The sequence below is a fragment of the Vibrio sp. genome, from assembly GCF_047973365.1.
GTDB lineage: Bacteria > Pseudomonadota > Gammaproteobacteria > Enterobacterales > Vibrionaceae > Vibrio.
Window position 1 is genome coordinate 137,336 of sequence record NZ_JBKEBW010000004.1, and the last position, 22,642, is coordinate 159,977.

General features: G+C 44.6%; 19 protein-coding genes. 14 read left to right on the top strand and 5 right to left on the bottom strand.

Going from position 1 to position 22,642, the window contains the following annotated elements; translation table 11 throughout:
* The first annotated feature begins 4 nt into the window (after positions 1 to 4).
* The 8 genes from agaV to ACK5MF_RS00955 all read left to right on the top strand — a co-directional run bounded on the left by agaV (position 5) and on the right by ACK5MF_RS00955 (position 7,593).
* Positions 5 to 478 (top strand): PTS N-acetylgalactosamine transporter subunit IIB, encoded by a 474-nt coding sequence (agaV, locus tag ACK5MF_RS00920; protein ID WP_416918477.1) that lies wholly within the window; start codon positions 5 to 7, stop codon positions 476 to 478.
* Positions 479 to 496: 18 nt separating this feature from the next.
* Positions 497 to 1,276: a PTS N-acetylgalactosamine transporter subunit IIC gene (gene agaW / locus ACK5MF_RS00925; protein ID WP_416918479.1), complete on the top strand. Its 780-nt coding sequence runs from the start codon at positions 497 to 499 to the stop codon at positions 1,274 to 1,276.
* Positions 1,266 to 2,150: a PTS N-acetylgalactosamine transporter subunit IID gene (gene agaE / locus ACK5MF_RS00930; protein WP_416918481.1), complete on the top strand. Its 885-nt coding sequence runs from the start codon at positions 1,266 to 1,268 to the stop codon at positions 2,148 to 2,150. Before agaW ends, agaE begins: the two co-directional genes overlap by 11 nt.
* Positions 2,151 to 2,208: 58 nt before the next feature.
* Positions 2,209 to 2,649, top strand: a complete 441-nt coding sequence (gene agaF, locus ACK5MF_RS00935; protein WP_416918483.1) for a PTS galactosamine/N-acetylgalactosamine transporter subunit IIA — start codon at positions 2,209 to 2,211, stop codon at positions 2,647 to 2,649.
* Positions 2,639 to 3,829 (top strand): N-acetylglucosamine-6-phosphate deacetylase, encoded by a 1,191-nt coding sequence (gene nagA / locus ACK5MF_RS00940; RefSeq protein WP_416918515.1) that lies wholly within the window; start codon positions 2,639 to 2,641, stop codon positions 3,827 to 3,829. Before agaF ends, nagA begins: the two co-directional genes overlap by 11 nt.
* Positions 3,820 to 4,674: a tagatose bisphosphate family class II aldolase gene (locus tag ACK5MF_RS00945; RefSeq protein WP_416918485.1), complete on the top strand. Its 855-nt coding sequence runs from the start codon at positions 3,820 to 3,822 to the stop codon at positions 4,672 to 4,674. The genes nagA and ACK5MF_RS00945 overlap by 10 nt, the downstream gene beginning before the upstream one ends.
* Positions 4,675 to 4,804: 130 nt before the next feature.
* Entirely contained in the window at positions 4,805 to 6,388 is a 1,584-nt protein-coding gene (locus tag ACK5MF_RS00950; protein WP_416918487.1) for a sulfatase, read from the top strand.
* A gap of 62 nt (positions 6,389 to 6,450) precedes the next feature.
* Positions 6,451 to 7,593 (top strand): anaerobic sulfatase maturase, encoded by a 1,143-nt coding sequence (locus ACK5MF_RS00955; RefSeq protein ID WP_416918489.1) that lies wholly within the window; start codon positions 6,451 to 6,453, stop codon positions 7,591 to 7,593.
* A gap of 330 nt (positions 7,594 to 7,923) precedes the next feature.
* On the opposite strand, the gene ACK5MF_RS00960 is transcribed toward ACK5MF_RS00955, so the two are convergent.
* Positions 7,924 to 9,228 carry a hemolysin family protein gene (locus tag ACK5MF_RS00960; RefSeq protein WP_416918491.1) on the bottom strand — a complete coding sequence of 435 codons (1,305 nt, stop codon included), beginning with the start codon at positions 9,226 to 9,228 and terminating at the stop codon, positions 7,924 to 7,926.
* 238 nt (positions 9,229 to 9,466) lie between these two features.
* On the opposite strand from ACK5MF_RS00960, the gene ACK5MF_RS00965 reads away from it, so the two are divergent.
* The gene (locus ACK5MF_RS00965; protein ID WP_416918517.1) at positions 9,467 to 10,744 is read left to right on the top strand and encodes an HD-GYP domain-containing protein; all 1,278 of its coding nucleotides are present in this window, start codon (positions 9,467 to 9,469) and stop codon (positions 10,742 to 10,744) included.
* On the opposite strand, the gene ACK5MF_RS00970 is transcribed toward ACK5MF_RS00965, so the two are convergent.
* Positions 10,731 to 11,360, bottom strand: coding sequence for a DUF2057 family protein (locus tag ACK5MF_RS00970; protein ID WP_416918493.1), 630 nt, complete (start codon positions 11,358 to 11,360; stop codon positions 10,731 to 10,733). The genes ACK5MF_RS00965 and ACK5MF_RS00970 overlap by 14 nt on opposite strands.
* A 239-nt stretch (positions 11,361 to 11,599) precedes the next feature.
* Between ACK5MF_RS00970 and ACK5MF_RS00975 the strand changes: the two genes are divergently transcribed.
* Together ACK5MF_RS00975 and ACK5MF_RS00980 are read left to right on the top strand one after the other, a co-directional pair.
* Positions 11,600 to 12,334 carry an IclR family transcriptional regulator gene (locus ACK5MF_RS00975; RefSeq protein WP_416918495.1) on the top strand — a complete coding sequence of 245 codons (735 nt, stop codon included), beginning with the start codon at positions 11,600 to 11,602 and terminating at the stop codon, positions 12,332 to 12,334.
* Between the two features lie 5 nt (positions 12,335 to 12,339).
* Entirely contained in the window at positions 12,340 to 13,176 is an 837-nt protein-coding gene (locus ACK5MF_RS00980; RefSeq protein WP_416918497.1) for an arginase, read from the top strand.
* Between the two features lie 110 nt (positions 13,177 to 13,286).
* Here ACK5MF_RS00980 and fdhF read toward each other — a convergent pair whose 3' ends face one another.
* Positions 13,287 to 17,423 carry a formate dehydrogenase subunit alpha gene (fdhF, locus tag ACK5MF_RS00985; RefSeq protein WP_416918499.1) on the bottom strand — a complete coding sequence of 1,379 codons (4,137 nt, stop codon included), beginning with the start codon at positions 17,421 to 17,423 and terminating at the stop codon, positions 13,287 to 13,289.
* A 395-nt stretch (positions 17,424 to 17,818) separates the two neighbouring features.
* Between fdhF and ACK5MF_RS00990 the strand changes: the two genes are divergently transcribed.
* On the top strand, positions 17,819 to 19,693 hold the full coding sequence (locus ACK5MF_RS00990) for a PhoX family protein (protein WP_416918501.1): 1,875 nt from the start codon (positions 17,819 to 17,821) through the stop codon (positions 19,691 to 19,693).
* A gap of 226 nt (positions 19,694 to 19,919) precedes the next feature.
* On the opposite strand, the gene ACK5MF_RS00995 is transcribed toward ACK5MF_RS00990, so the two are convergent.
* Positions 19,920 to 20,624 (bottom strand): DUF445 domain-containing protein, encoded by a 705-nt coding sequence (locus ACK5MF_RS00995; protein ID WP_416918503.1) that lies wholly within the window; start codon positions 20,622 to 20,624, stop codon positions 19,920 to 19,922.
* A gap of 198 nt (positions 20,625 to 20,822) precedes the next feature.
* Here ACK5MF_RS00995 and ACK5MF_RS01000 point away from each other — a divergent pair, with 198 nt between their 5' ends.
* Both ACK5MF_RS01000 and ACK5MF_RS01005 read left to right on the top strand, forming a co-directional pair.
* Entirely contained in the window at positions 20,823 to 21,404 is a 582-nt protein-coding gene (locus ACK5MF_RS01000; RefSeq protein ID WP_416918505.1) for a histidine phosphatase family protein, read from the top strand.
* Between the two features lie 132 nt (positions 21,405 to 21,536).
* Complete coding sequence (locus ACK5MF_RS01005; protein ID WP_416918507.1) at positions 21,537 to 22,334, top strand: hypothetical protein; 798 nt, start codon at positions 21,537 to 21,539, stop codon at positions 22,332 to 22,334.
* Positions 22,335 to 22,441: 107 nt separating this feature from the next.
* Here the strand turns inward: ACK5MF_RS01005 and ACK5MF_RS01010 are convergent.
* On the bottom strand, positions 22,442 to 22,642 hold a 201-nt coding region (locus ACK5MF_RS01010; protein WP_416918509.1), incomplete at its 5' end, for an IS3 family transposase.

A 22,642-nucleotide genomic window follows, 5' to 3' on the forward strand; every position in this document is an offset into this window, starting at 1 on the left:
AACCATGCCAAATATTGTTTTAAGTCGCATTGATGAGCGCCTTGTTCACGGACAAGTCGGTGTGCAATGGGTAGGTTTTGCCAACGCTAACATTATCGTCGTCGTTAACGACGAGGTGGCTGAAGATTCCATTCAGCAAAACCTGATGGAAATGGTGCTTGCCGACGGTATCGCAATCCGCTTTTGGACGGTGCAGAAAACCATCGACACCATTCATAAAGCCGCTGATCGCCAACGCATTCTATTGGTATGCCGCACACCCAAAGACTTCCGTCAATTGGTGGAAGGTGGCGTACCAATTAACAATATCAACGTAGGTAACATGCACTACGTGGAAGGGAAAAAACAAATCTCCAAAACGGTTTCAGTTGATTCTGAAGACCTAGCGGAATTTGCACAGTTAAAAGCGCGAGGAGTGAGCTGCACGATTCAAGGTGTGCCCACTGAAAGCGCAACAGACCTCTTTACTCTTATTTAAATATTAAGGACACCAATCATGGAAATAGGACTATTTCAGGCGTTGATGCTCGGTATTTTAGCCTTCTTTGCCGGCCTAGATTTATTTAACGGTCTCACCCACTTCCACCGTCCAGTTGTACTCGGTCCACTTGTCGGCCTAATTTTAGGTGACTTACAAACCGGTATTTTAGTCGGCGGTACTCTGGAACTGATCTGGATGGGGCTCGCCCCTCTAGCCGGTGCGCAACCGCCAAACGTAATCATTGGTACGATCGTCGGTACAACCTTCGCTATCACAACCAAAGTCGAGCCAAATGTCGCGGTTGGTGTCGCGGTACCATTCGCTGTTGCGGTTCAAATGGGGATAACCCTACTCTTCTCAGCTATGTCAGCAGTGATGTCTAAATGTGATGAATATGCACAAGCCGCCGACACCGACGGTATCGAACGTGTCAACTACATGGCGCTTGCAGTACTAGGAACGTTCTACTTCTTATGCGCATTTTTACCTGTCTACCTTGGTGCAGAGCACGCCGGCAAAATTGTTGAAGTTCTGCCAAAAGACCTTATCGATGGCTTAGGCGTTGCTGGTGGCATCATGCCAGCGATTGGCTTTGCGGTACTTATGAAAATCATGATGAAGAACGCTTACATCCCATACTTTATCCTCGGCTTTGTTGCAGCGGCGTGGCTACAACTACCAATCCTAGCGATTGCTGCCGCAGCGACTGCGATGGCGATTATCGACTTTATGCGTAAATCAGAACCTACCCCAGCAACAACAGCATCAGCAGAGGACTTTGAAGATGGAATCTAATGTAAGTAATGAACTCGACCTACATCGTCAGAGCGCTGATGTGCAACCTGCACCTGGGGTGTCTCCTGACGAATACGAGAATAAAGAGATTGGTGCTGAGTTAACCAAAGCCGACATCAATCGTATGGCATGGCGCTCACTCCTATTACAAGCGTCTTTCAACTACGAACGTATGCAGGCATCGGGTTGGCTATATGGCCTGATCCCAGCATTGAAAAAAATCCACACCAACAAAGCGGATCTATCTAAAGCGATGCAAGGTCATATGGGTTTCTTCAATACTCATCCATTTTTGGTGACATTTGTTATGGGCATCGTACTGGCGATGGAGCGTTCAAAACAGAACATCAACAGTATTCAAAGCACCAAGATTGCCGTAGGTGCGCCAATGGGTGGTATCGGTGACGCGATGTTCTGGCTCACGCTATTGCCAATTTGTGGTGGTATCGGTGCGGACTTAGCGTTGCAAGGTTCCATCATGGGCGCGGTGTTCTTCTTCGTGCTGTTTAACGTCGTGCACTTTGGTTTGCGCTTTGGTCTTGCTCACTATGCCTACCGTATGGGTGTTGCAGCGATTCCGGTTATCAAAGCCAATACCAAGAAAGTCGGACACGCGGCTTCTATGGTCGGTATGACGGTGATTGGCGCTCTGGTTGCGACTTATGTACGTTTATCAACAACCGCTGAAATCACCGCTGGCGACGCCGTGGTGAAACTGCAGGGCGATGTTATCGACAAGTTGATGCCAGCGTTTTTGCCACTGGTGTACACCTTAGTAATGTATGCCCTTGTTAAACGCGGTTGGAGCCCTCTCAAGCTTATCGGTATCACGGTCGCTCTTGGTGTCGTTGGTCGCTTTATGGGCTTCCTATAAGCCTTATTTCCACACGCAGTATTGGGGCTGCTAAGTCAGCCCCTGTAAGGATAGAAACATGATTGCAGTTATTCTTTCTGGCCACGGTGGGTTTGCATCAGGCATTGAGAAAGCGATTCACCAGGTGATTGGTGAACAGCAACAATTTATCGCATTGGACTTTCCTGAAGAGTCCTCCACACAGCAACTTGAAGCGCAGATGCGCCAAGCGATCCAAGAGATCGACTCAGGCGAAGGGATTGTTTTTCTGACTGACTTGCTCGGCGGCACGCCTTTTCGTACCGCATCGCTACTCAGCCAAGAGCGCGACGATATTCAAGTCGTGACAGGCACCAATCTACAAATGGCGGCCGAGATGCTGCTAGAGCGCGACGAGCTCAAGCTTATCGAATTTCGTGACCAAGCGATTGAATGTGGTCATCGCGGCATTACCTCACTCGCGGCTGAAATGGCGTTGAAAGACAAAACAACCACAGCGGAAGAACATGATGGTATCTGATACTCACCGCTACCGAGCTCAAAGAGTGTTGCACGGCGAGCATTGGCTAGACGACGCCGTGGCCACCGTGGTTGATGGCATCATTGACGCCATTGAACCTTTTGACCAACAGCGACACGACAACTGTACCGATTTAGGCCAAGTTAGCCTGATGCCGGGCTTAATTGACACCCATGTACACGGCGCAAAAGGCTGTGACGTGATGGATGCAGAGCACAGCAGCTTAGACACCATGTCTCGCTTTTTTGCCAGTCAAGGCGTTACCGCTTTTGTTGCGACAACCGTGACGGCTCCGGTCAGTAAAATTCGCGCAGCGTTACAGCAAGTCGCCAAAAGCAAACAACGCGGCGTGCAAGGCGCTGAAATTCTTGGTGCGTATTTGGAAGGTCCTTATTTCACCGAGAAAAATCGCGGTGCTCATCCAACCGAATGGTTTAGAGAACTATCTGTTGAAGAGCTGGAACAGTGGATTTCTTACAGCGATAACCAACTGATCACATTCGCACTTGCACCAGAAAAACAGGGCGCTCTAGACGCGATTCGCTACTTAAAAAAACAAGGTATTAAAGTCATGTTAGGGCATACCGATGCCAGCTATGACCAAGTTCAGCAGGCGCTCGACGCGGGCGCGAGCGGCATCGTGCATTGCTATAACGGCATGCGAGGAATCCACCACCGAGATCCAGGCGTCGTGGGCGCTGGCTTGTGCCATCCCAACAGCTACGTCGAAATGATTGCCGACGGCCATCATGTGCATCCTTGCGCGATTGATATTGCCCATCGCTGCTGTGGCTCACGCTTGACCTTGATTACTGATGCGATGTGCGCCGCAGGTATGCCTGACGGTCAATATACCCTTGGTGAGTACACCGTAGAAATGAAAGGCGGCGTGGTCACTACCGATACCGGTAGCCTTGCGGGCAGCACTCTGACTTTGCTCAACGCCGTCGCCAATATTCAGAACTGGCTCAATTTACCGCTAGAGCAAGCGTGGTTGATGGCTTCTTTGACTCCCGCGCAATCACTCAATTTACAACATCAACTCGGCACTCTGGAAGTGGGCAAACATGCTTCTATGGTGGCGATTCACTCAGATTTCTCAATTGCAAAGACTTGGGTTAACGGACGTCTAGTATTCGACCACGACGCAGTATCCAGTCAGGAGGCTTTATGTATCTAATTTCTTCTCGTGAAATGCTTAAACGTGCTCAACAAGGCGGCTACGCTGTACCGGCATTTAATGTTCATAACCTTGAGACAGTGCAAGTCATCGTCGAAACCGCCTCTGAACTGGGTTCACCCGTTATCTTGGCTGGCACACCGGGAACGTACGACTACGCAGGTATCGACTACCTAGTCAGCATTTGTAAAGAAGCGGCGCACAAACACTCAATTCCATTAGTACTGCACCTTGACCACCATGAAGACTTGCAAGACATTCGCAATAAAGTCGAACACGGTATCCGCTCGGTGATGATTGATGGTTCTCACCATGCGTTTGAGCAGAACATCGAGATTGTTCGCTCTGTGGTCGAATACTGCAGCCGATACGACGCCAGCGTTGAAGCCGAGCTTGGTCGCCTTGGTGGTCAGGAAGATGATCTGATCGTCGATAGCGCAGATGCGTTGATGACAGACCCAGCCTCTGCAGCGGAGTTCGTTCGCCGCACTGGTATCGATTCGCTAGCAGTCGCAATTGGTACCGCGCACGGCCTCTACAAAGCAGAACCTAGACTGGATTTTGCTCGCCTAGAGCAGATCCGCGCAGTGGTCGATATTCCATTAGTACTGCACGGAGCGTCAGGCGTACCGGATGAGATGGTGCGTCGTTGTATTGAGCTAGGTGTATGCAAAGTGAATGTGGCGACAGAGCTGAAAATCGCGTTTTCGAATGCCGTCAAACAATATTTTGCTGAGAACCCAGATGCTAACGACCCACGTAAGTATATTACGCCGGGTAAAGCAGCAATGAAACAGGTCGTGACAGACAAGATTTACATGTGTGGAAGTGAAGGAAAGTTATGATGATTTCTAGGACATTAAAAAAGTCTTTCTTGTCGGAAAAATAAAAAAATTATTTATTTGGACAAATTTCTACATCGTATTGGTCCATTACCTAAAAGCAACAGAATCGTGAAACCAAAGGAAAGTTATAATGATTACAAAAAAAACAAAGGTAGCAATAGCAGTAGCTCTTAGTGCTACGATGAGCCTATCTGCCTACGCAAATCAGACCCAACCTAATATAGTTTTGTTTCTCGTAGATGACATGGGTTGGACTGACACATCAGTACAATTTGCGCCAGAAAGAGTACCTGCTAATGACTTTTTTAGAACACCATCAATGGAAAAGTTAGCAAAAACGGGCGTAAAATTTACACAAGCATACGCTCATGCAGTATGTAGTCCTAGTCGTATTTCTTTAATGACAGGTCAAAACCCTGTTCGTCACCACAGTTCAAATTGGATCATGCTTCCTAATGGTGATGCACAAAACGGAGCATGGGGTCCAAATAAATCTCCTCGTAATTGGAGGCAGGAAGGGTTGCAAGCAGGCGATATCACTCTTCCTAAGCAACTTAAAAAGGCTGGGTATCATACGATACATGTTGGTAAAGCGCATTTTAGTGCTGTTGGCACAGAAGGTGCAGATCCTAAAACACTAGGTTTTGATGTTAATATTGCTGGTCATTCAGCAGGAGCCCCTGCCTCTTATTTAGGTGAGAAAAATTTTGGCAATGATATTCCTGTAACAGATGGATATCCTCAAGGTGTACCAGGTTTAGAAGAGTACCATGGAAAACCTGTTCATTTGACGGATGTATTAACTGAAAAGGCCGAGAACGAGATAGATAATGCAGTAGCTGAAGGAAAACCATTTTTCTTAAATATGGCTTATTATGCTGTTCATACTCCCATTGAAGCCCACCCTCGATTCATAGATAACTACCGGGGTAAAATTTATAAAGATACACAGATAGCTGTTCCTGAGATTGAAGCTCGATATGCTTCATTAGTTGAAGGTATGGATACTAGCGTAGGTGAAATCATACAACATCTTAAAGATCGCGGAATTGCAGAGAATACACTTATTGTATTCACATCGGATAATGGTGGTTTATCTGGTCACACACGTCAAACAACTCCACGAGGAACCGAGTTAAACACTCATAATTATCCATTAAAATCTGGGAAAGGTTCAGCCTATGAAGGGGGGATTCGTGTTCCTTATATTGTAAGTTGGGGAACGCCGAATTCAGCAAACCCTTTACAGAAAAAAATACCAATTAAGTCTAATTCAGTGTCCGATGCTCAAGTATTAATTGATGATTTATTCCCATCATTCATTAATATTGCTGGCGGTGAAATTCCTACAGATTATAAAGTTGATGGTATTGATGTTTCAAGCTTATGGTCATCTCCAGATAAAATTATAGAGCGCCCTATTATCATGCACTATCCCCATATATGGGGACCATTTGGACCTGGTTATGAACCCAATAGTACAATGCGTTTAGGTGATTATAAAGTTATTTACTTTTATAACAGCAAAACTTGGGAAATGTATAATTTAAAAAGTGATATAGGAGAAAACTTTAATTTAGCTAATTCTGAACCAGAAAAGTTAGCATCTATGGCTAAAAGATTGAAAGATGAACTTGAAAAAATGGATGTTCAATGGCCTGTAAACCGTTTGACCGATAAGGATGAGCCATTACTTTTACCTAAGGAAATTTAACGATAAAACAGTCTTTATGCTAGTTGACATGAAGACTGTTGTTCTTTAATTGGAATAATGAGATGAAAGACTTTCATTTAATGGCTAAGCCAACTTCATATCAATGTAATTTAAATTGTGATTACTGTTTTTATCTTGAAAAGAAAAAATACTACAAAAGCAAAAAAAATAATGTTTATATGAATGTTAATATATTAGAAAAATATATTAAGCAATATATTGACTCTCAGGATTCAGAATGTATTGAATTTTCTTGGCAGGGAGGTGAACCGACTTTAGCAGGAATAGAATTTTTCGAATTAGCTGTAAAATTACAAGAAAAATATGGGGGAAATAAACAGGTTCGAAATACTTTTCAAACTAATGGTATATTAATTAATGAAAAATGGGCTAAGTTTTTGGCTAAATACGATTTTCTAGTCGGAATATCTATTGATGGCACCCAGATTCATCATGATCAATATCGGATAACAACATCTGGAAATGGCACTTTTAAACGGGTCGTTAATGCAATAGAACTATTTAATCAACATGGTGTTGAATACAACACTATGACAGTCGTTAATAACCAAAACTATAAGTATGGAAAAGAAATTTATTTATTCTTAAAATCATTAGGTTCCCGCTATCATCAATACATTCCAATATTAGAGTATGATGATAAAAAAAACGTCTTTCCCTACTCAGCACCACGAGATGGTTTTGGTTTGTTCATGATTGATGTATTCGATGAATGGATAAAAAAAGATGTAGGTAATGTATTTGTTCAGCTCTTTGATGCCAGTTTATTTTCATGGCATGGTTACAATTCAAGTTTATGCATATTTAATCAAGAGTGTGGTAAATCTATGGTTATTGAACGAAATGGGGATATATATTCTTGTGACCATTTTGTTTATCCAGAATACTTATTAGGTAATATTCTAAAGGACGATTTGAAAAACATTTGTTTATCTGGGAAACAGGTTGAATTTGGTCGTAATAAATCCCTGGTTTCAGATGAATGTTTATCTTGCCAGTATCATTTTGCTTGTAATGGAGGCTGCCCAAAGCATAGGGTTGATGTTCAAAATAATGTACCGCACAATTATTTGTGCGCTAGTTATCAGTGTTATTTTCATCATGTTGATAAGTATATGAGTTTTATGTCGAATCTGATTAATGAAGGATTGCCCGTAACTAATGTAATGACAACTAAATTATAAGATTCGTAAAATAGGAGAAATTGTGCGTTGTATCCGTGTAATTCTGATATAAATTAGACGCAAGGTAAGGGTATATTTTTACGAAGGTTGTGTGTCAAGGTGATCGCGTGAGCGCCTAATTTTTCACCATTTCACTAAAACCAGCGCTCAACCAGGACATAAAGAGCATCGACGACTACTTCATTCTATTGAAGGCGGTGTCTCGGTTGAGCATTATTTGCCAAATAGAATATACCATTGCGATGGTTGTACCTTGAAATATACAAGACCTGCAGTACTCACTATACGGTTCGTCTCTTACGTACAGAACAGTTTATGCCCCAATATTCGTTACTTTTCGTTATCTCTAGGTTCCACTCGTGTGACCAGCAATTGGTCCACTTTGTAATCATCGATGTCGACAACCTCAAATTTGTAGCCAGAGAAGATGATTGAGTCGGTGCGACGCGGAATTTTTTTCAGCATAAACATCATAAAGCCGGCGATGGTTTCGTAGTTTTGTGAATGTGGTAACTCGTCAATTTGTAGCGTGCGTATCACATCGGTGATAGGGGTTACACCATCGATTAGCCAAGAGTTTTCATCACGGGCTACAATTTGCTCTTCACCTTCTGCCAACACCCAACTGCCCATTACTGCGCTTTGTAAATCATTAAACGTCACTACGCCAAGCACTAATGCATATTCGTTCATCACCACAGAAAAGTCGACGCGGTTGGTTTTAAAGTACTCCAACGCTTCGGATAAGCTTAACGTATCAGGGATGATCGGGCAGCTTTGCACCACACTGCTGCTTTTTAAATCCAAAGTCTGCTCGTTAATGAGGCGAATCAGCAGTTCCGTTGAATTGACAAAGCCCTTGATTGCATCGAGCTGCCCATCGCAAACGAGAAATTTGTGATGAGGGTTGTCGGCAATTTTGCGTTTGAGCATGGTTTCATCGTCGCCAATTGAGAGAAAAGCGATGTTATCGCGTGGCGTCATAGCTGAGGTAACCGGTATGGATTGCATCTGAAATACGCTTTCCATCATTTGTTGCTCATTGGTATCGAGTACGCCCGCTTCCGCACCCGCATTCATGACCGCGTAAATATCATCACTGGTAATGTCGTCATTACGCTCTGCGGGGACGCGTAACAAGCGAAAAATCAGCGTCGCCAAGCCGTTAAACACGAATACGATGGGTTTGAGAATTAAAATGCACACCAATAGCGGCTTTACTAGGGTTAAAGCAACGGTTTCTGGCATAGCCATGGCGATACGTTTAGGCATCAGATCGGCAAGTAAAATAAACAGACTGGTGACCAAGATAAAAGAGAGCACAAAGCTGGTTTGTGCAAGCCACGCTTCTGGGAGCCAATGGCTCAGCATAGCGGCGATATGTGGGGTAAACGCGGATTCCCCGACGATCCCGCCCATGATAGCAACAGCGTTCAGGCCAATTTGTACAACCGTAAAAAAATTACCTGGGCGCGTTTGCAACCCAAGGACCAAAGTGGCTCGGTGATCTCCATCGTCTGCGAGTTGGCGCAAGCGCATTTTGCGCGCTGCGGCCAATGAGATTTCTGACATCGAAAAAAAGCAACTGATTAAGATCAGCGCCATGATAATGGAGAAGTTTTCAAGTAGGCTCATGGAGGCTATCCGAATAAAAAAGTTACGCCATTCTATCCATAACTGAGCACGAGATTGAGAAAACTTCCACGAAACCATTTTATCGTCACGATAACCAACCTACCTTATATCACCACAGGTCATGGCAAGACAGTGGAGAAAAGTGATCAAGCCTAAGTTTAATCATCAGTCATTGTTCTACTATATTTTCATTAGGGTTGTAATATTCAACTGAAACAGTAGAAACGAGCTGCATATGATGAGTCCTATCAAAATTGAATGGCATGTCAACTTAAGGCAGACATTCTTTTGCATTGCCAGAGCGCTAGATTCGATTGGTATTGATGATATCAATCACGGTCATCGCGTCGGCTACATGGCCTACGCTTGTGCTAAAGCGATGGAGTGGAGTGAACAAGAGTGCCAGTTGGTATTCTCACTTGGATTAATTCATGATTGTGGTGTTGCGCAAAAACGCGATTTCTATTATTTGCTTGAGAATATGCAGCCCGACAATGTTCGTCAGCACTGTGTGCGAGGGTACAAACTTCTTTCTCAATGCCCTCCATTGGCTTTTTTTGCCGATGTTATCTTGTACCACCATACCCCTTGGGAAGATCTGAAGCACATTGAGATCTCTGATAGAGATAAGCGCTTTGCTGCGCTGATATTTTTAGCCGACCGGGTCGATTATCTTAAAGAACTCTACCCAAGAGATGAGTTCAGCAATGTGACTCAGCAAGCTCGTAATGAAGTGTGTCTTGAAATTGGGCGGCTTAGTGGCACCTTGTTTGAAAGTGACCTCGTTCGTCAAATGCAAAGCCTGCTGAGTAATGAGTTTATCTGGTTTTCAATGGAGCCTTATCACATTGAAGCCCTGAGTCAAAGTCTTCCACCAACGCCATTTTTTGAACAAAAGCTAGAAGCAGCAGATGTGGTGGCTATCGCAATGTTGATGGCGAATATTGTCGATGCGAAGAGTCAGTTTACTTTTTATCACTCTCAGAAAGTGGCAGAGATCTGTTACAGCTTGGCTCAGCAGTTGGGGCTTAATTCTGAGATGCAAAAGGCTCTGTATTTAACAGGGTTAGTACACGATATTGGCAAGTTACATACCCCAGAGGAGATACTGCATAAACGGGGTAAACTCAATGAGAGTGAATATCTCTGTATTCAGCGCCATTCAACGGATTCACGCTATACATTACAAATGATGTTTGGTCAGTCTGCGGTGTGCGAATGGGCGGCTAACCACCATGAACGTCTGGATGGTTCAGGATATCCGAGAGGTTTGCAAGGCACAGAAATTGACTTGCCTTCACGTATCATCGCGGTAGCGGATGTTTTTCAGGCATTAACTCAAGCTCGACCATACCGGGGAAGAATGTCACTCGAAGAAGTGATGCAAATTATGTCTCACGAAGTGAGCTGCGGCAGGTTGGATAGTAAAGTGTTTGATGTGTTACTGAAAAACGAGAAAGAATATTACGAGCTCTCTATTCAAGAGAGCTCGTCAGGTTGGGTTAATGCCCCTTAACGTATTCTTTAAAACGAGCTCTGGTTTTTTCGTCCGCTTTGTTGTACCAGAAGTGCAGCATTTCTTCTGCGGTAGAATCAGCGGCAACCCCTTGTACTGCAATATTACCCACTGGTGAAGTCGCATCTGCGATTGAGGCAATTGCACCAGTACGGTTGTACTCTGAGGCTTCTTGATAGTAATTACGACCAATCTGCATGCCTTGTTTGACTAAGCGATCTTGGTCTACTTTAACTAGCGAACCATTTTTATCCATCAAAGACCATTCAAATGATTTGATGTTTTTCTGTGCCGCTTTGGCATCACGATACTCAGGTAATGAGAACGTTAGTTCTTTTTCTTGTGCGGTAAATTTGGCTATCACCACATCGCTTTCGACGATAACACGATCATTCCCTTCATTAAAAAAAGGTTCAAAACGAAACACGATTTGGTTTTGTCCATCTTCCAATTCAAGGCTTTTGGTTGAAGAAAATAAACTTCCAGATGTGCTTGGCTTCGCGCCATTTACAACTAATACATCGATAGAGCTAGGAACTTCGATAGTGACTTTGGCTGCTGCTGTAGCGCTGAATACGATAGCGAGAAAATATGAGAGTGGTTTGATTAGTTTCATTTAAGTGTCCTTGATGCACCAACTTACATTTAAGTTAGGAATTACAGAGGTTGCCGATAGTTGGCATGAATTGCAAGTTAGCATCAAAGCGTTACCTAAAAATTGCGATTGGTGTTAAATCTGCATTTATTTTACAACATTCTCATAGGGTGAGAATGTAATGCTTTAATTTGAGTTGAATTCTCGATATATAAGAATCTGTGTTTGAGGCGTTTACTGATAAAGGCTAAAACAACCCCATGAATGAATTAAAACTGTCTTCCAATCAGGTTAATGAAAAGTCACTTCAGTTATTGATGCAAGTGGCGGTCAATAGTGAACCTGTATCAGCAAAAACGCTGAGTGAACAATTACAAGTCCCTTTGAGTAGTCTCTATCGACACTTAAAGCTGTTAAAAGAGTGGAGTTTGATTGAGGAAAGTCCGTATGACAAAACCTTGATCATCGGTCCGGCAGCTTTGCTATTAATGCACAGTTATGAGACCAGTCAACACAACTTAGATGAAGTGGATGCGGTACTCACTCGGTTACAAAAACAGACAGGTGAAATGGCTGCATTCATGGTGCCGGTAGGTTATCGAGCATTGTGTGTCATCCAGAAAGAAAGTATGCAGGCGCTCCGATGCAGCTACGTCCAGGGTCAAAGTCAACCCCTGCTTCGAGGCGCCTCATCCAAAGCTATGCTGGCTTTTATGCCAACTCAGCGTTGTGAAAAAATATTGCGATACTTCGGAGAAGAAGAGCAATTAGATAAATGGCAAGTTGAGTTGGAAAAAATACGGCAACGAGGTTATGCCGTGAGTACTTCTGAGATTGACCCCGGTGTTTCAGGGATCAGTGCTCCGGTGATGAAAGGAAGCAAATTGATTGGCGCGATTTCGGTTATGGCTCCAGCTCATCGCGTAGACGCTAATAAACAGCGAATCATTTTGCATGTGTTACAGGCCGCTCGCGCGTTGCCACCAGAGAGGTAATCATCATGTTGAGTTTATTCAAACGTTATCGTTTGAACCGCAGTGCGGTACATACGATCTCTCCGTTCGCTTTCCTAACCGTGTGTGAACGCGTAAAACCTATGACACAGGTAGAGTTTGAATTTACTCAGCAGAGTTTAGAATTATCTTCAGAGTGGCTTTATAAACAGCAAGCAAACCTTAACTACAGTGATGCTGGCCATTTCGTGGTGCAAGATCATCAGGACTCAGGCTATCAAGCGTTACTCAGTCGTAATTTTGCGCTCTGTTCCGTTCCGGTCGCTTTGGCTAACTGTCATGAGCTGCTACTTAAAGCTATGCCCGTATTGGCGCTCGACAAGGAAGAGGTCGGTGTTATTCATATTGGCCACAGTTTTGAATTAAAACAATCTCTTGAGCCAACATTGGGTTCTGTATTTCATTTTATGTTGTCGCGTTTTCAAAATACCCGAGCTTTCTTTATTGGCACAGACCTCAAGCGTACTGTTTCTCAAGTATTAGAGTATGCCGAGGATCTCGGTTGTGATTGGCTAAGCTCCGACGAATGCAGTTTTCGTCATCGCACACAGTTGAAAAACCAGCTTAACCACTTTATGGATCACTGCGATCAACTGGTACTCAATATTGATTTAGCTTCACTGGTACCAAGTACTGGTTTAGCCGATGATGATGTGCTGGATAACCAAATGGTTCTGCGCATTTTAAGACATGCGATTCTGTCTAAAAAAGTGAAATTGGTACAGTTAGTAGGTGCGAAAGATAAGCTGATTTACTCAAAACAGACCAAAGAGATTGTCGACGAACTTTGTTCTCTGTCTCCAGATATCATTCACGCTGCTTAATCTATATTCGACGAGAGTCCGATGAGAAAAAACCACTCCAATGATGGAGTGGTTTTTGCTTATTAGAGCCAGTTAATGGAGGTTGTTTCCACACTAAGTATAGACACAGATTAATTTTTCAATGCTACTTTCTGTATCTTTTTATTGGTGGACTCCAATTTTTCTAGCCTGACTGCTGATACCTTAAATTCCGGTATTTTGGCATAAGGGTCTCGAGCTTCGGATGTCAGTCTGTTAGCTGGTGCTTCGGCAAAATGGAACGGAACAAAAACCACGCCCTGCTGCATTCGTTTGGTGACAAATGCTGGTGCTTCAATAACGCCACGGCGAGAGCAAAGGCGCACGGGCTCACTGTTTTTGATACTCAGTCTTTCTGCATCTTGCACGCTGATCATGATTCGTGGGCCCGCCAAGTTGTCAAGTCCTTGGGTTTTACGAGTCATGGTTCCAGTATGGAACTGCTCAAGTAGCCGGCCAGTGGTCAGAATTAATGGATATTCCTCATCTGGCATTTCAGCCGCATAAATGAAAGGTACGGCTACCATCTCGCCGCGACCACGTCTGAACGTACTTTGGTGCATAATACGTGTGCCGTTGGGTGCTTGGTCGTTACATGGCCATTGCACGCTTTGGTTAGCCACTTTTTCCCACGTCAGACCTGCATATTGGGGGGTAACTTCACACATCTCAGCATTGATTTGTTCAATGTTTTGATATTGCCATTTGCCACCCATAGCATTAGCAATTTGCGTGATGATCCACCAGTCCTGTTTCGCTTCGCCCGGTGACTTAATCGCCGGTGCCAGTGCCTGAACACGTCTTTCGGTATTGGTGAAATGTCCGTGTTTCTCTGCAAAGGAAGCTGAAGGTAACACCACATCCGCAAGTTCCGCTGTTTCCGATAAGAAGATATCCTGAACCACCAGAAAATCGAGGTCTTTGAGTGCTTCAATTACATGGGCTTGATTCGGATCACTGAGCACAGGGTTTTCACCCATAACGTACAAACCGCGAAGCTCTTTGCGATGTGCCGCATCAATCATCTCTGTCAGGGTTAAACCATTTTCAGTGGAGAGATGCTCTGCCTGCCAGGCTTTGGCGAATTTGGTTTGCACCAACGGGTTTATTACTTTCTGATAACCCGGGTAATCCGTTGGCAATGCGCCCATGTCACAAGCGCCTTGAACGTTGGATTGACCACGCAGTGGGTTGATACCACCGCCTTCAATACCGATATTGCCACACAGCATTTGCAAGTTGGCAACAGAACGTACGTTGTCATGACCGGTAGTGTGCTGGGTGATGCCCATGGCGTAATAAACCGCAGTGACTTTCGCGGTGCCGATCATCTCAGCCATTCGTTTAATGTCTTGGGCTGTGACGCCAGTGACCAATTCCACGTTCTCCGGCAGGTAAGCATCGGACATCACTTCCATTACTAAATCATCAAAACCATCTACTCGCTCACGGATATAATCTTTGTCGTACCAGGCATTTTCGATGATCTGCTGCATTATACCGTTAAGCAGCATGACGTCGGTGCCCGGACGTTGTTGCACATGCAGGGTGGCAACATCGGCCATGCCGATACGTTTAGGATCCGCCACAATTAGTTTTGCACCACGACTCACCGCTTGTTTGAGGTGAGAAGCGATGATTGGGTGTGCAGATGTGGTATCTGAGCCGATCACAAAAATCACGTCCGAGTGCTCAATGCTGGCGATATCGTTGGTCATAGCCCCGCTACCAATCGATGCTTCTAAACCTGTAACCGTTGAAGCATGACAAAGGCGCGCACAGTGATCGACGTTATTGGTGCCGAACTCGCGACGAATCAGTTTTTGGAATAGATAGTTATCTTGGTTGGTGGTTTTCGCGGATGAGAATCCACCGAGCGCATTACTGCCGTGTTTCTGTTTCAGCTCAGTAAAGCGTTTCGCGATAGTTTCAATCGCATTTTCCCAAGAAGTGGGTACTAACTTACCATTGTGGCGGATCAGCGGCTGGGTTAGTCGTTCAGGGCTATGGATGAAGTCGAAACCAAAGCGGCCTTTCACACACAGCATTCCTTGGTTGACTGGCGAGCTTTTATCGCCTTCCACATAACGGACTTTGTTGGCTTTCTCATCCACGTACAGCACGACATTACAGCCGACACCGCAATAGGTACAGACGGTTTTGACCGGCTTGAGAATTTCTACTCTTGAATAGGATTTATCGCGTTTATCTACCAATGCACCCGTTGGGCACACTTGAACACAAGCGCCACACTGCACGCAGTTAGAGCCGCCCATTGATTCGCCGTTAGCGAATTGAGGACGCAATGTGCCTTCTGTAAATTGCAGTATTCCGTGTTGTGTATCTTCTTGGCAAGTCTGTACACACAAGCCACAACTGATGCAGCGGTTCGCATCAAACACAATAAATTCACTGCTTTTATCTACCGGGAAACGGTGTTTACCTGATGAACATTCTACGTCTTCGTGAGTGACTTTATATTCACTGGCGTAATCGCGCAGATCGCACTGAGTACTCGCTTGGCAGCCACATTCCAGGCAGCGCTTGGCTTCTTGCATTGATGCTTCGATGCCCGCATCCAGTTCCACTTCGTTGAAGCTGGTGGTTGATTCTGACTCTGACAAATGCGGAAATTCGATCCGGCGTTTTACCGCTTCTAGGCGATATTCAATCTGTTTGACGCGACTGAGAGAAGGCTCTTTCCTGCTACTAAACTGATAAGGTTTCGGCGTAATGCCACCAAGCAGAAGTTTTTCTGCAATTGCTTCAGCGGCGCGTTTACCGTCTGCGATGGCTTCGATGGCCGTTGCCGGTCCTCGTCTGAAATCACCAATCGAGAAAACATTGCGAGCATGATGCATAGTCTCTTCAGTGACATCGGCTGTGCCGCGACGAGTCAATGGCAGGTCAGCACCTGCAATAAGCACAGTATCTGATCGTTGTGAAATGGCTGAGATGACGGTATCAAATTGCATCTCGACCACTTCACCGGTTGGAATTGGCTGTCTACGACCCGAAGAATCTGGCTGACCTAGCATCATTTTTTCAAGTTTGACGGCTCGTACATGCCCGTTTTTATCAGCAAGATTTTCAACTGGATTAGCGAGAAATTGGAACGTAACACCTTCGTGTTTGGCTTCTGCAATTTCGTACTCTTCCGCTGGCATTTCAGCCATGGTGCGACGATAAATCAGCGTCACTTTCGCGCCAAAACGTAACGCGGTGCGGGCACAGTCAATGGCAGTGTTACCACCGCCGATAATCGCGACTCGTTTACCCGTTGTCAGCTTGCGGTCTATCGCGGCATCTTTAAGATAATCGACCCCTAAATAGCATCCACCTAAGTTACTGCCGGGATAATCGCTACCCACTGCCAGGCTGGCGCCAATGGCAAGACAAACGGCGTCATAATCGTCTTCTAGCTGGGTGAGAGTGTAATTTTCGCCAATCTTTTGATTGCAATGAATTTGCATACCCGTCTGAGTAAGCAGCTCGATCTCTTTATCGAGCACATCTTTTGGTAAGCGGTATTCAGGAATACCGTAACGTAGCCAGCCACCTGCTTTAGGCATCTCTTCATATACTGTGGTGTCGAAACCCAATAAGCTCAGATAGTAGCCGCACGCTAATCCGCCGGGGCCTGCGCCGACAATCGCTACCTTCTTACCATTATTGGCTTGAATTTCAGCTTGATAAGGCGCTGCTTCTAAATCAATATCTGCGGCGTGACGTTTTAAATGGCGTATCGCGATAGGCTCATCAACCACACTACGGCGACATTCTGCTTCACAAAAAGCGGGGCACACGCGACCAATGGATGCAGGAAGTGGCAAGTGCTTTTTAATCACCTCAATGGCTTTTTGTGGTTCGCCTTGCGCGATGTGATGTAGATAGGTCTGAATATCAACATGGGCAGGGCAAGCGACTTGGCAGGGGGCCTCACAGTCTGCGTTATGATCAGACAAAATTCGTTTCAGTGCTTGATGGCGCTCTGTTTTCAGAGAATCTGTATCTGTTTTAATGCACATGTTTGGTGTGAGTTGTTGCTCACACGAGCGGACGGTGCCTAATCCGTCAATTTCGACGACGCATAGGCCACAAGATTGTTTGTTTTGCTGATGACTGACAGCGCAAAGGCTAGGGACATCTATCCCTTCGGATTTCAAGAATTGAAATACAGTATGTCCTGCCTGATAGGCGTAAGACACACCATTAATAACCACGTTCATATTGCCCTCATTAACTCCCATAGGAGGAAGTTGGCCTGCTAATCAAAAAAGCTCAGGCCCTTAGTTTCTGTTCTCATTGTTTTGTTGCTTCTCTGTCCGCTTGCTCTGTTGTCATTGGTGTTGAATGACAACAGAGTTCCTACTGATTTTTTCCTGTTAGCATTGCTATAAACAATCGTAGAAATAGCGGTAATAAAAATGTGGTTACTGCTATTGAGTATAAGGAATATAAGGGAAATGTGAACTGATGCGGTTCTCAAATTTATATGCTCCTGTCATGCGTTGGAAACATATCATTCACCTTTTAGTCACATTTGGACGCTAAGCTGCTGAATCTTAGAAATCTAAGTTGCAATGAAGCAATAACTATAATGAGTAAAGTCAAGGAGTCTCCAATGTGGAATCGTGATGAGCAAGATTCTCAGTTCAGTGAAATGATCGAAGCGAGATTATCTCGCCGTGGTTTCCTAACGGGAACAGCAGCAGTGAGTGCCGGTGCATTTTTGGCGCTTAACCCAGTGGCTAAAGCGGTGGCAGCAAAACCGACATCATCGCTATTAAAATTTGAACCTGTGCCAGCATCAACCGCTGATGCGGTTGTGGTACCCAAAGGCTATAAAGCAACGCCGCTCATCTCATGGGGCGACCCAATTTTCGCCAACGTGCCAGAATTTGATCCAAGTGGTAAACAGGATTCAGCGACCCAAGCGCTGCAATTTGGTGACAACACTGATGGTATGAGTTTGTTCCCAATTAGCAATGATCGTGCAGTATTAGCGATTAATAACGAATACACCAACTATGAGTATTTGTTTGAGCATCAGGGCAAGAACATGACTGCTGATGATGTGTTGAAAGCTCAGGCAGCAGTGGGTAACACCATTGTTGAAATCCTGCGTAAAGATGGTCAGTGGATGATTGACCGTAACGGTAAACGTAACCGCCGTATTACAGCAAATACACCAATGAAGATGACAGGTCCTGTTGCGGGGCATGATCTGGTAAAAACTGCTGCTGATCCTTCCGGCACTATGCCCAAAGGAACATTTAACAACTGCGCTAACGGTGAAACACCGTGGGGTACTTATTTAACGTGCGAAGAGAACTTCAACAGTTTCTTTGGCGCGAATACGGAAGGCAGTGTTAATGCTGATCAAAAACGCTACGGCATTTCTGCAAAACCCAGCGACTACCAATGGCATAAGTTCGATCAACGTTTTGACGTGACTAAGAACCCGAATGAGCCAAATCGTCACGGTTGGGTTGTTGAAATTGACCCGAACGATCCTAACTCAACGCCTCTTAAGCGTTCTGCACTTGGCCGCTTCAAACATGAAAACGCAGCGTTAACCATTAACAAAGACAACCATGTTGTCGTCTATCTAGGTGATGATGAGCGTGGCGAACATCTGTACCGTTTTGTATCAAAAAACAAATACCAAAAAGGTAATGACGCAGCAAACCGTGACCTGCTTGAAGAAGGCACCTTATCTGTGGCTCAGTTTGATATGGAAGACAAAGAGTTAAAAGGTCAGGGGCGCTGGTTGGAGCTGACGTTTGGCAAAAACGGCTTAACACCAGAAAACGGGTTTAACAGCCAAGCCGAAGTGCTGATTTTTGCTCGCCGTGCGGCGACGCAAGTGGGTGCGACCACTATGGACCGCCCAGAGTGGGTAGCGGTTCATCCAAACAATGAACACGTGTTCTGTACGCTGACCAACAATAAAAACCGTGGCAAAGAAGGGCAACCTGTCGGTGGTCCAAACCCGCGTGAGAAAAACAACTACGGACAAATTGTACGTTGGATGCCAGTGAAAGGCGATCACACGGCGGAGGTGTTTGCATGGGATTTATACCTGATTGCGGGTAACCCAACGGTGAATCAAGGCAATTTGTACGCAGGCAGTGAAAACATTAACGCCAATAACATGTTTAATAGCCCTGATGGTATTGGTTTTGATAAAGCTGGTCGTCTGTGGATTCAAACCGATGGTAACTACTCGAACAAAGGGGAGTTTGCAGGGCAGGGTAATAACCAGATGTTGTGTGGTGACCCCATCACTGGCGAAGTACACCGTTTCCTCACCGGACCTGTTGCGAGTGAAATCACTGGGTTAACCTTCACTCCAGATCAGAAAACCATGTTTATTGGTGTTCAACATCCGGGTGAAGAACTGCAAGCGTCAAATTTCCCAGCAGGTGGTAGCTCTAAACCTCGTTCAACCATCATGATGATTACGCGTGAAGATGGCGGTATCATCGGCGCTTAAATCCTCATCGTTTAAAACGTAGCGAATGAGTGAAATAAAAAATCCCAACAAGTTCAGCTTGCTTGGTTTTTTTTTATACCCTTCCTACTTGAAGCTGCAGCGGTGTTGGCTACGTTCGTTCACCCCAATCACATAGTTTATCTATGCTCATGGGGATTCACTCACTTGCCGCCTACCTGCAACTTCAAGTAGTTTGGGTATATGATGCTCGGATATTGAGGGCAAGTTAAGCGATGAAAGTAGAAATCAACCCTATTACACCACCGAAAATACCACCCCAAACGACGAGCCATCCTAAGTGTTCTTTGATCATCTTCTGCACCATCTCTTTGACCAGGTGTGGTGTTAACTCGCTCAAGCGTTGGTCAATAATACCTTCGATGTTGGTTTTGATTTCATCGAGTATTGCGGGTGATTCTAGCTGCTCTTTTAGTGCATTTTTCACCGATTCACTGTGGCTAATTTCCACCATAGATTCTTGCATCTTCTCAACAAATGGCTGTTTCATCGGTTGAAGTGCCTCTGTGCCACCAAACATTGCTAGCATGCCACCAAACTGAGAGTTCGCAATCACATCGACCAGTTTGTCAAAGCTTGGATTGAAGTCTACTTTGGCGATAATTGGCGCTAAATCGAGTGGCTGTTTGCCGCTGAGCTCTTGATTAAGGAAACGATCAATATTGGTGTCGGTAAAGAATTGCTCCATCATCAGCGTTTTAATCGCATTTTTAAATGCTTCAAATCGAGCTGGAATCACACCTGAGCCGTATAGTCCGGGCACCTTCTCAAACAGCATGTAAATGGCAAGCCAGTTGGTGATTGCCCCTGAAAAAGCGAACAGACCCGCATACAAAGCGAACTGATTTTGCGTGCTGTAGCCCACTGCCAGTAGCGCGAGGGATACAATGTTGGTGATAAGACTTTTATTCATGATCGATAAGATTCATTTTGCTAAAACAGAAATTGGCAGGATTTTAAGAGAAATTCGCCGTAGTGAAAAGAGCAGAGCTAACCTTTAAGGCTCTCGACTTGGCTCTGAACTGGTTGATGAAGCCCTGAATCCTGCATATTGGAGCCACTTGGGTATATAATGGCATATCACTTTTCTAGAACGGCATAAGGGCTTGAGATGGCTAAAACCTTTTATATGATGCGTCATGGCGAGACGCTGTTTAATGTGAGACGAAAAATCCAAGGTTGGTGTGATTCACCGTTGACAGAAAAAGGTATTCATCAGGCGCAACTGGTCGCTGAGTTTTTTGATTCTATTCAACTCGACCGCCTTTACAGCTCTTCTTCCGAACGTGCGAGTGATACTGCGGAGATTGTGACGCGCAACAAAATGCCGCTTACTCGTCTGAAAGGACTAAAAGAGATGAACTTTGGCATTTATGAAGGTGAAAGTGAAGATCTACACCCGAGTTACGATGCTCGTGAAACGCACTATTTACAGTATGGGGGTGAATCTCGTCAACAACTGAAAGAGCGTGTTTTAAACACTTGCATTGAGATCATGGAACAGGAAGGTAACAACACAGTGCTGGCGGTTTCACATTCTGGTGCCTGTAAGCATTTTTTGTCGTTGTGGCATGATTTGGATGAAGTGCTGAAAGGCGTGATCCCGAACTGCTGCGTTTTTAAATACGAGTATCAGAACAAAACCTTTAAGTTGCTTGAAATATTCGATCTAACCAAGAACTTCACCAAATAAGTGCGATTGGTCACATTTTTGTGCAAGTTGTATCAATTACATCAAATGTGAATCTATTGATATCAATAAGTTAACAGTTGGCACTGGTTATGCAGTTTCTTTCTATAGATAGGTCTGCAGGAGATCAGTGACATGGAAGTGATTGGTAATAACTTTTTTCTGGGTTTAATGGGTGACGTTTCGTCTTTAGTTTCAAAAAGTTCACATCGCAGTTTGGTAAAGCATCAAGCTTCAATTTCTAAATTGTTGGATATGATTGATTTAGTAAGGCAGCATCGCTCTTTAACCCATCAGTATCTATTTAATCATCAGCAAGATGTCGTTGGCAAAATTGCACAACTTGATAATGAGATGATCAAAGCCGCAACCAAGTTAGCCAGTGATGGTTATATCGGTAATTCGATTGAGAGAATTGCGTTGAGAAACAAGTTGTTGCAGCTAACTAGCAACTATAAACATCGCTCGATCTCCAACAACTTGGTGGTTCACGGTAAGATGATTCGCCAGCTTATATTCCAGGTGGATAGCCAAATTCTTATCTCTTTGGATAAAGCCAATAAGCTTGAGTTTGCCGGTGACTACAACGACCAGTGGCAAACGGTTATGTCTGGTATTGAAGCGTTAACTCAATATCGTCTTGGTATCATGGCGATGAACATGAATTTTAAACCGGCACTATTGGTTAAACAGGCTAATTTGCTGCACACCAAATTAGTAAAAGTGAATGCCGTGTATGCCGATTATCATCCCGATCTGAATGATTGTATGGCGCAGTTAGAGAAATACCTCACCGAACAGAAACATACAGAGCAGTATCAAGCCAAGTTGTTTGAACTTAGCTCGGAAATTTCAGCCGCTTTAGTGGATGTGTATGAAGCGATCATTGAAAGAACTTTCGCTAAGGCAATCAGTGGCGGATATGCTGCTTAACAAGATGAGCGAATGAGAAAAGGGAGAGCTGCTAGCTCTCCCTCAATTTTTATGCTTAGTTATCGTTCCCACGGTCTGAAGTGACCCCATAAAGTTGGACATTTCTGTTAAGCGGCTTGCAAGGCCTGATTTCGATATTCTATCGGAGTCAGGCCTTTAAATTTCACCTTAATCCGTTTTGTATTGTAATACTCTATATATTCTTCGATATTTGCAATCAGTTCATCAGCATCAGTGAAGCTTTGACCGTGATACATCTCTGTTTTGAGTAAAGCGAAGAAGTTTTCAGCCACTGCATTATCTAAACA

What these genes read in the sequence shown, in the direction of transcription:
- agaW (WP_416918479.1), top strand. Translation starts at nt 497, where the DNA reads ATGGAAATAGGACTATTTCAGGCGTTGATGCTCGGTATTTTAGCCTTC.
- ACK5MF_RS00990 (WP_416918501.1), top strand. Translation starts at nt 17,819, where the DNA reads ATGTGGAATCGTGATGAGCAAGATTCTCAGTTCAGTGAAATGATCGAA.
- ACK5MF_RS00995 (WP_416918503.1), bottom strand. Translation starts at nt 20,624, where the DNA reads ATGAATAAAAGTCTTATCACCAACATTGTATCCCTCGCGCTACTGGCA.
- agaV (WP_416918477.1), top strand. Translation starts at nt 5, where the DNA reads ATGCCAAATATTGTTTTAAGTCGCATTGATGAGCGCCTTGTTCACGGA.
- ACK5MF_RS00975 (WP_416918495.1), top strand. Translation starts at nt 11,600, where the DNA reads ATGAATGAATTAAAACTGTCTTCCAATCAGGTTAATGAAAAGTCACTT.
- ACK5MF_RS00970 (WP_416918493.1), bottom strand. Translation starts at nt 11,360, where the DNA reads ATGAAACTAATCAAACCACTCTCATATTTTCTCGCTATCGTATTCAGC.
- fdhF (WP_416918499.1), bottom strand. Translation starts at nt 17,423, where the DNA reads ATGAACGTGGTTATTAATGGTGTGTCTTACGCCTATCAGGCAGGACAT.
- ACK5MF_RS01000 (WP_416918505.1), top strand. Translation starts at nt 20,823, where the DNA reads ATGGCTAAAACCTTTTATATGATGCGTCATGGCGAGACGCTGTTTAAT.
- ACK5MF_RS00980 (WP_416918497.1), top strand. Translation starts at nt 12,340, where the DNA reads ATGTTGAGTTTATTCAAACGTTATCGTTTGAACCGCAGTGCGGTACAT.
- ACK5MF_RS00960 (WP_416918491.1), bottom strand. Translation starts at nt 9,228, where the DNA reads ATGAGCCTACTTGAAAACTTCTCCATTATCATGGCGCTGATCTTAATC.
- agaE (WP_416918481.1), top strand. Translation starts at nt 1,266, where the DNA reads ATGGAATCTAATGTAAGTAATGAACTCGACCTACATCGTCAGAGCGCT.
- ACK5MF_RS00955 (WP_416918489.1), top strand. Translation starts at nt 6,451, where the DNA reads ATGAAAGACTTTCATTTAATGGCTAAGCCAACTTCATATCAATGTAAT.
- ACK5MF_RS00950 (WP_416918487.1), top strand. Translation starts at nt 4,805, where the DNA reads ATGATTACAAAAAAAACAAAGGTAGCAATAGCAGTAGCTCTTAGTGCT.
- ACK5MF_RS00965 (WP_416918517.1), top strand. Translation starts at nt 9,467, where the DNA reads ATGAGTCCTATCAAAATTGAATGGCATGTCAACTTAAGGCAGACATTC.
- ACK5MF_RS00945 (WP_416918485.1), top strand. Translation starts at nt 3,820, where the DNA reads ATGTATCTAATTTCTTCTCGTGAAATGCTTAAACGTGCTCAACAAGGC.
- agaF (WP_416918483.1), top strand. Translation starts at nt 2,209, where the DNA reads ATGATTGCAGTTATTCTTTCTGGCCACGGTGGGTTTGCATCAGGCATT.
- nagA (WP_416918515.1), top strand. Translation starts at nt 2,639, where the DNA reads ATGGTATCTGATACTCACCGCTACCGAGCTCAAAGAGTGTTGCACGGC.
- ACK5MF_RS01005 (WP_416918507.1), top strand. Translation starts at nt 21,537, where the DNA reads ATGGAAGTGATTGGTAATAACTTTTTTCTGGGTTTAATGGGTGACGTT.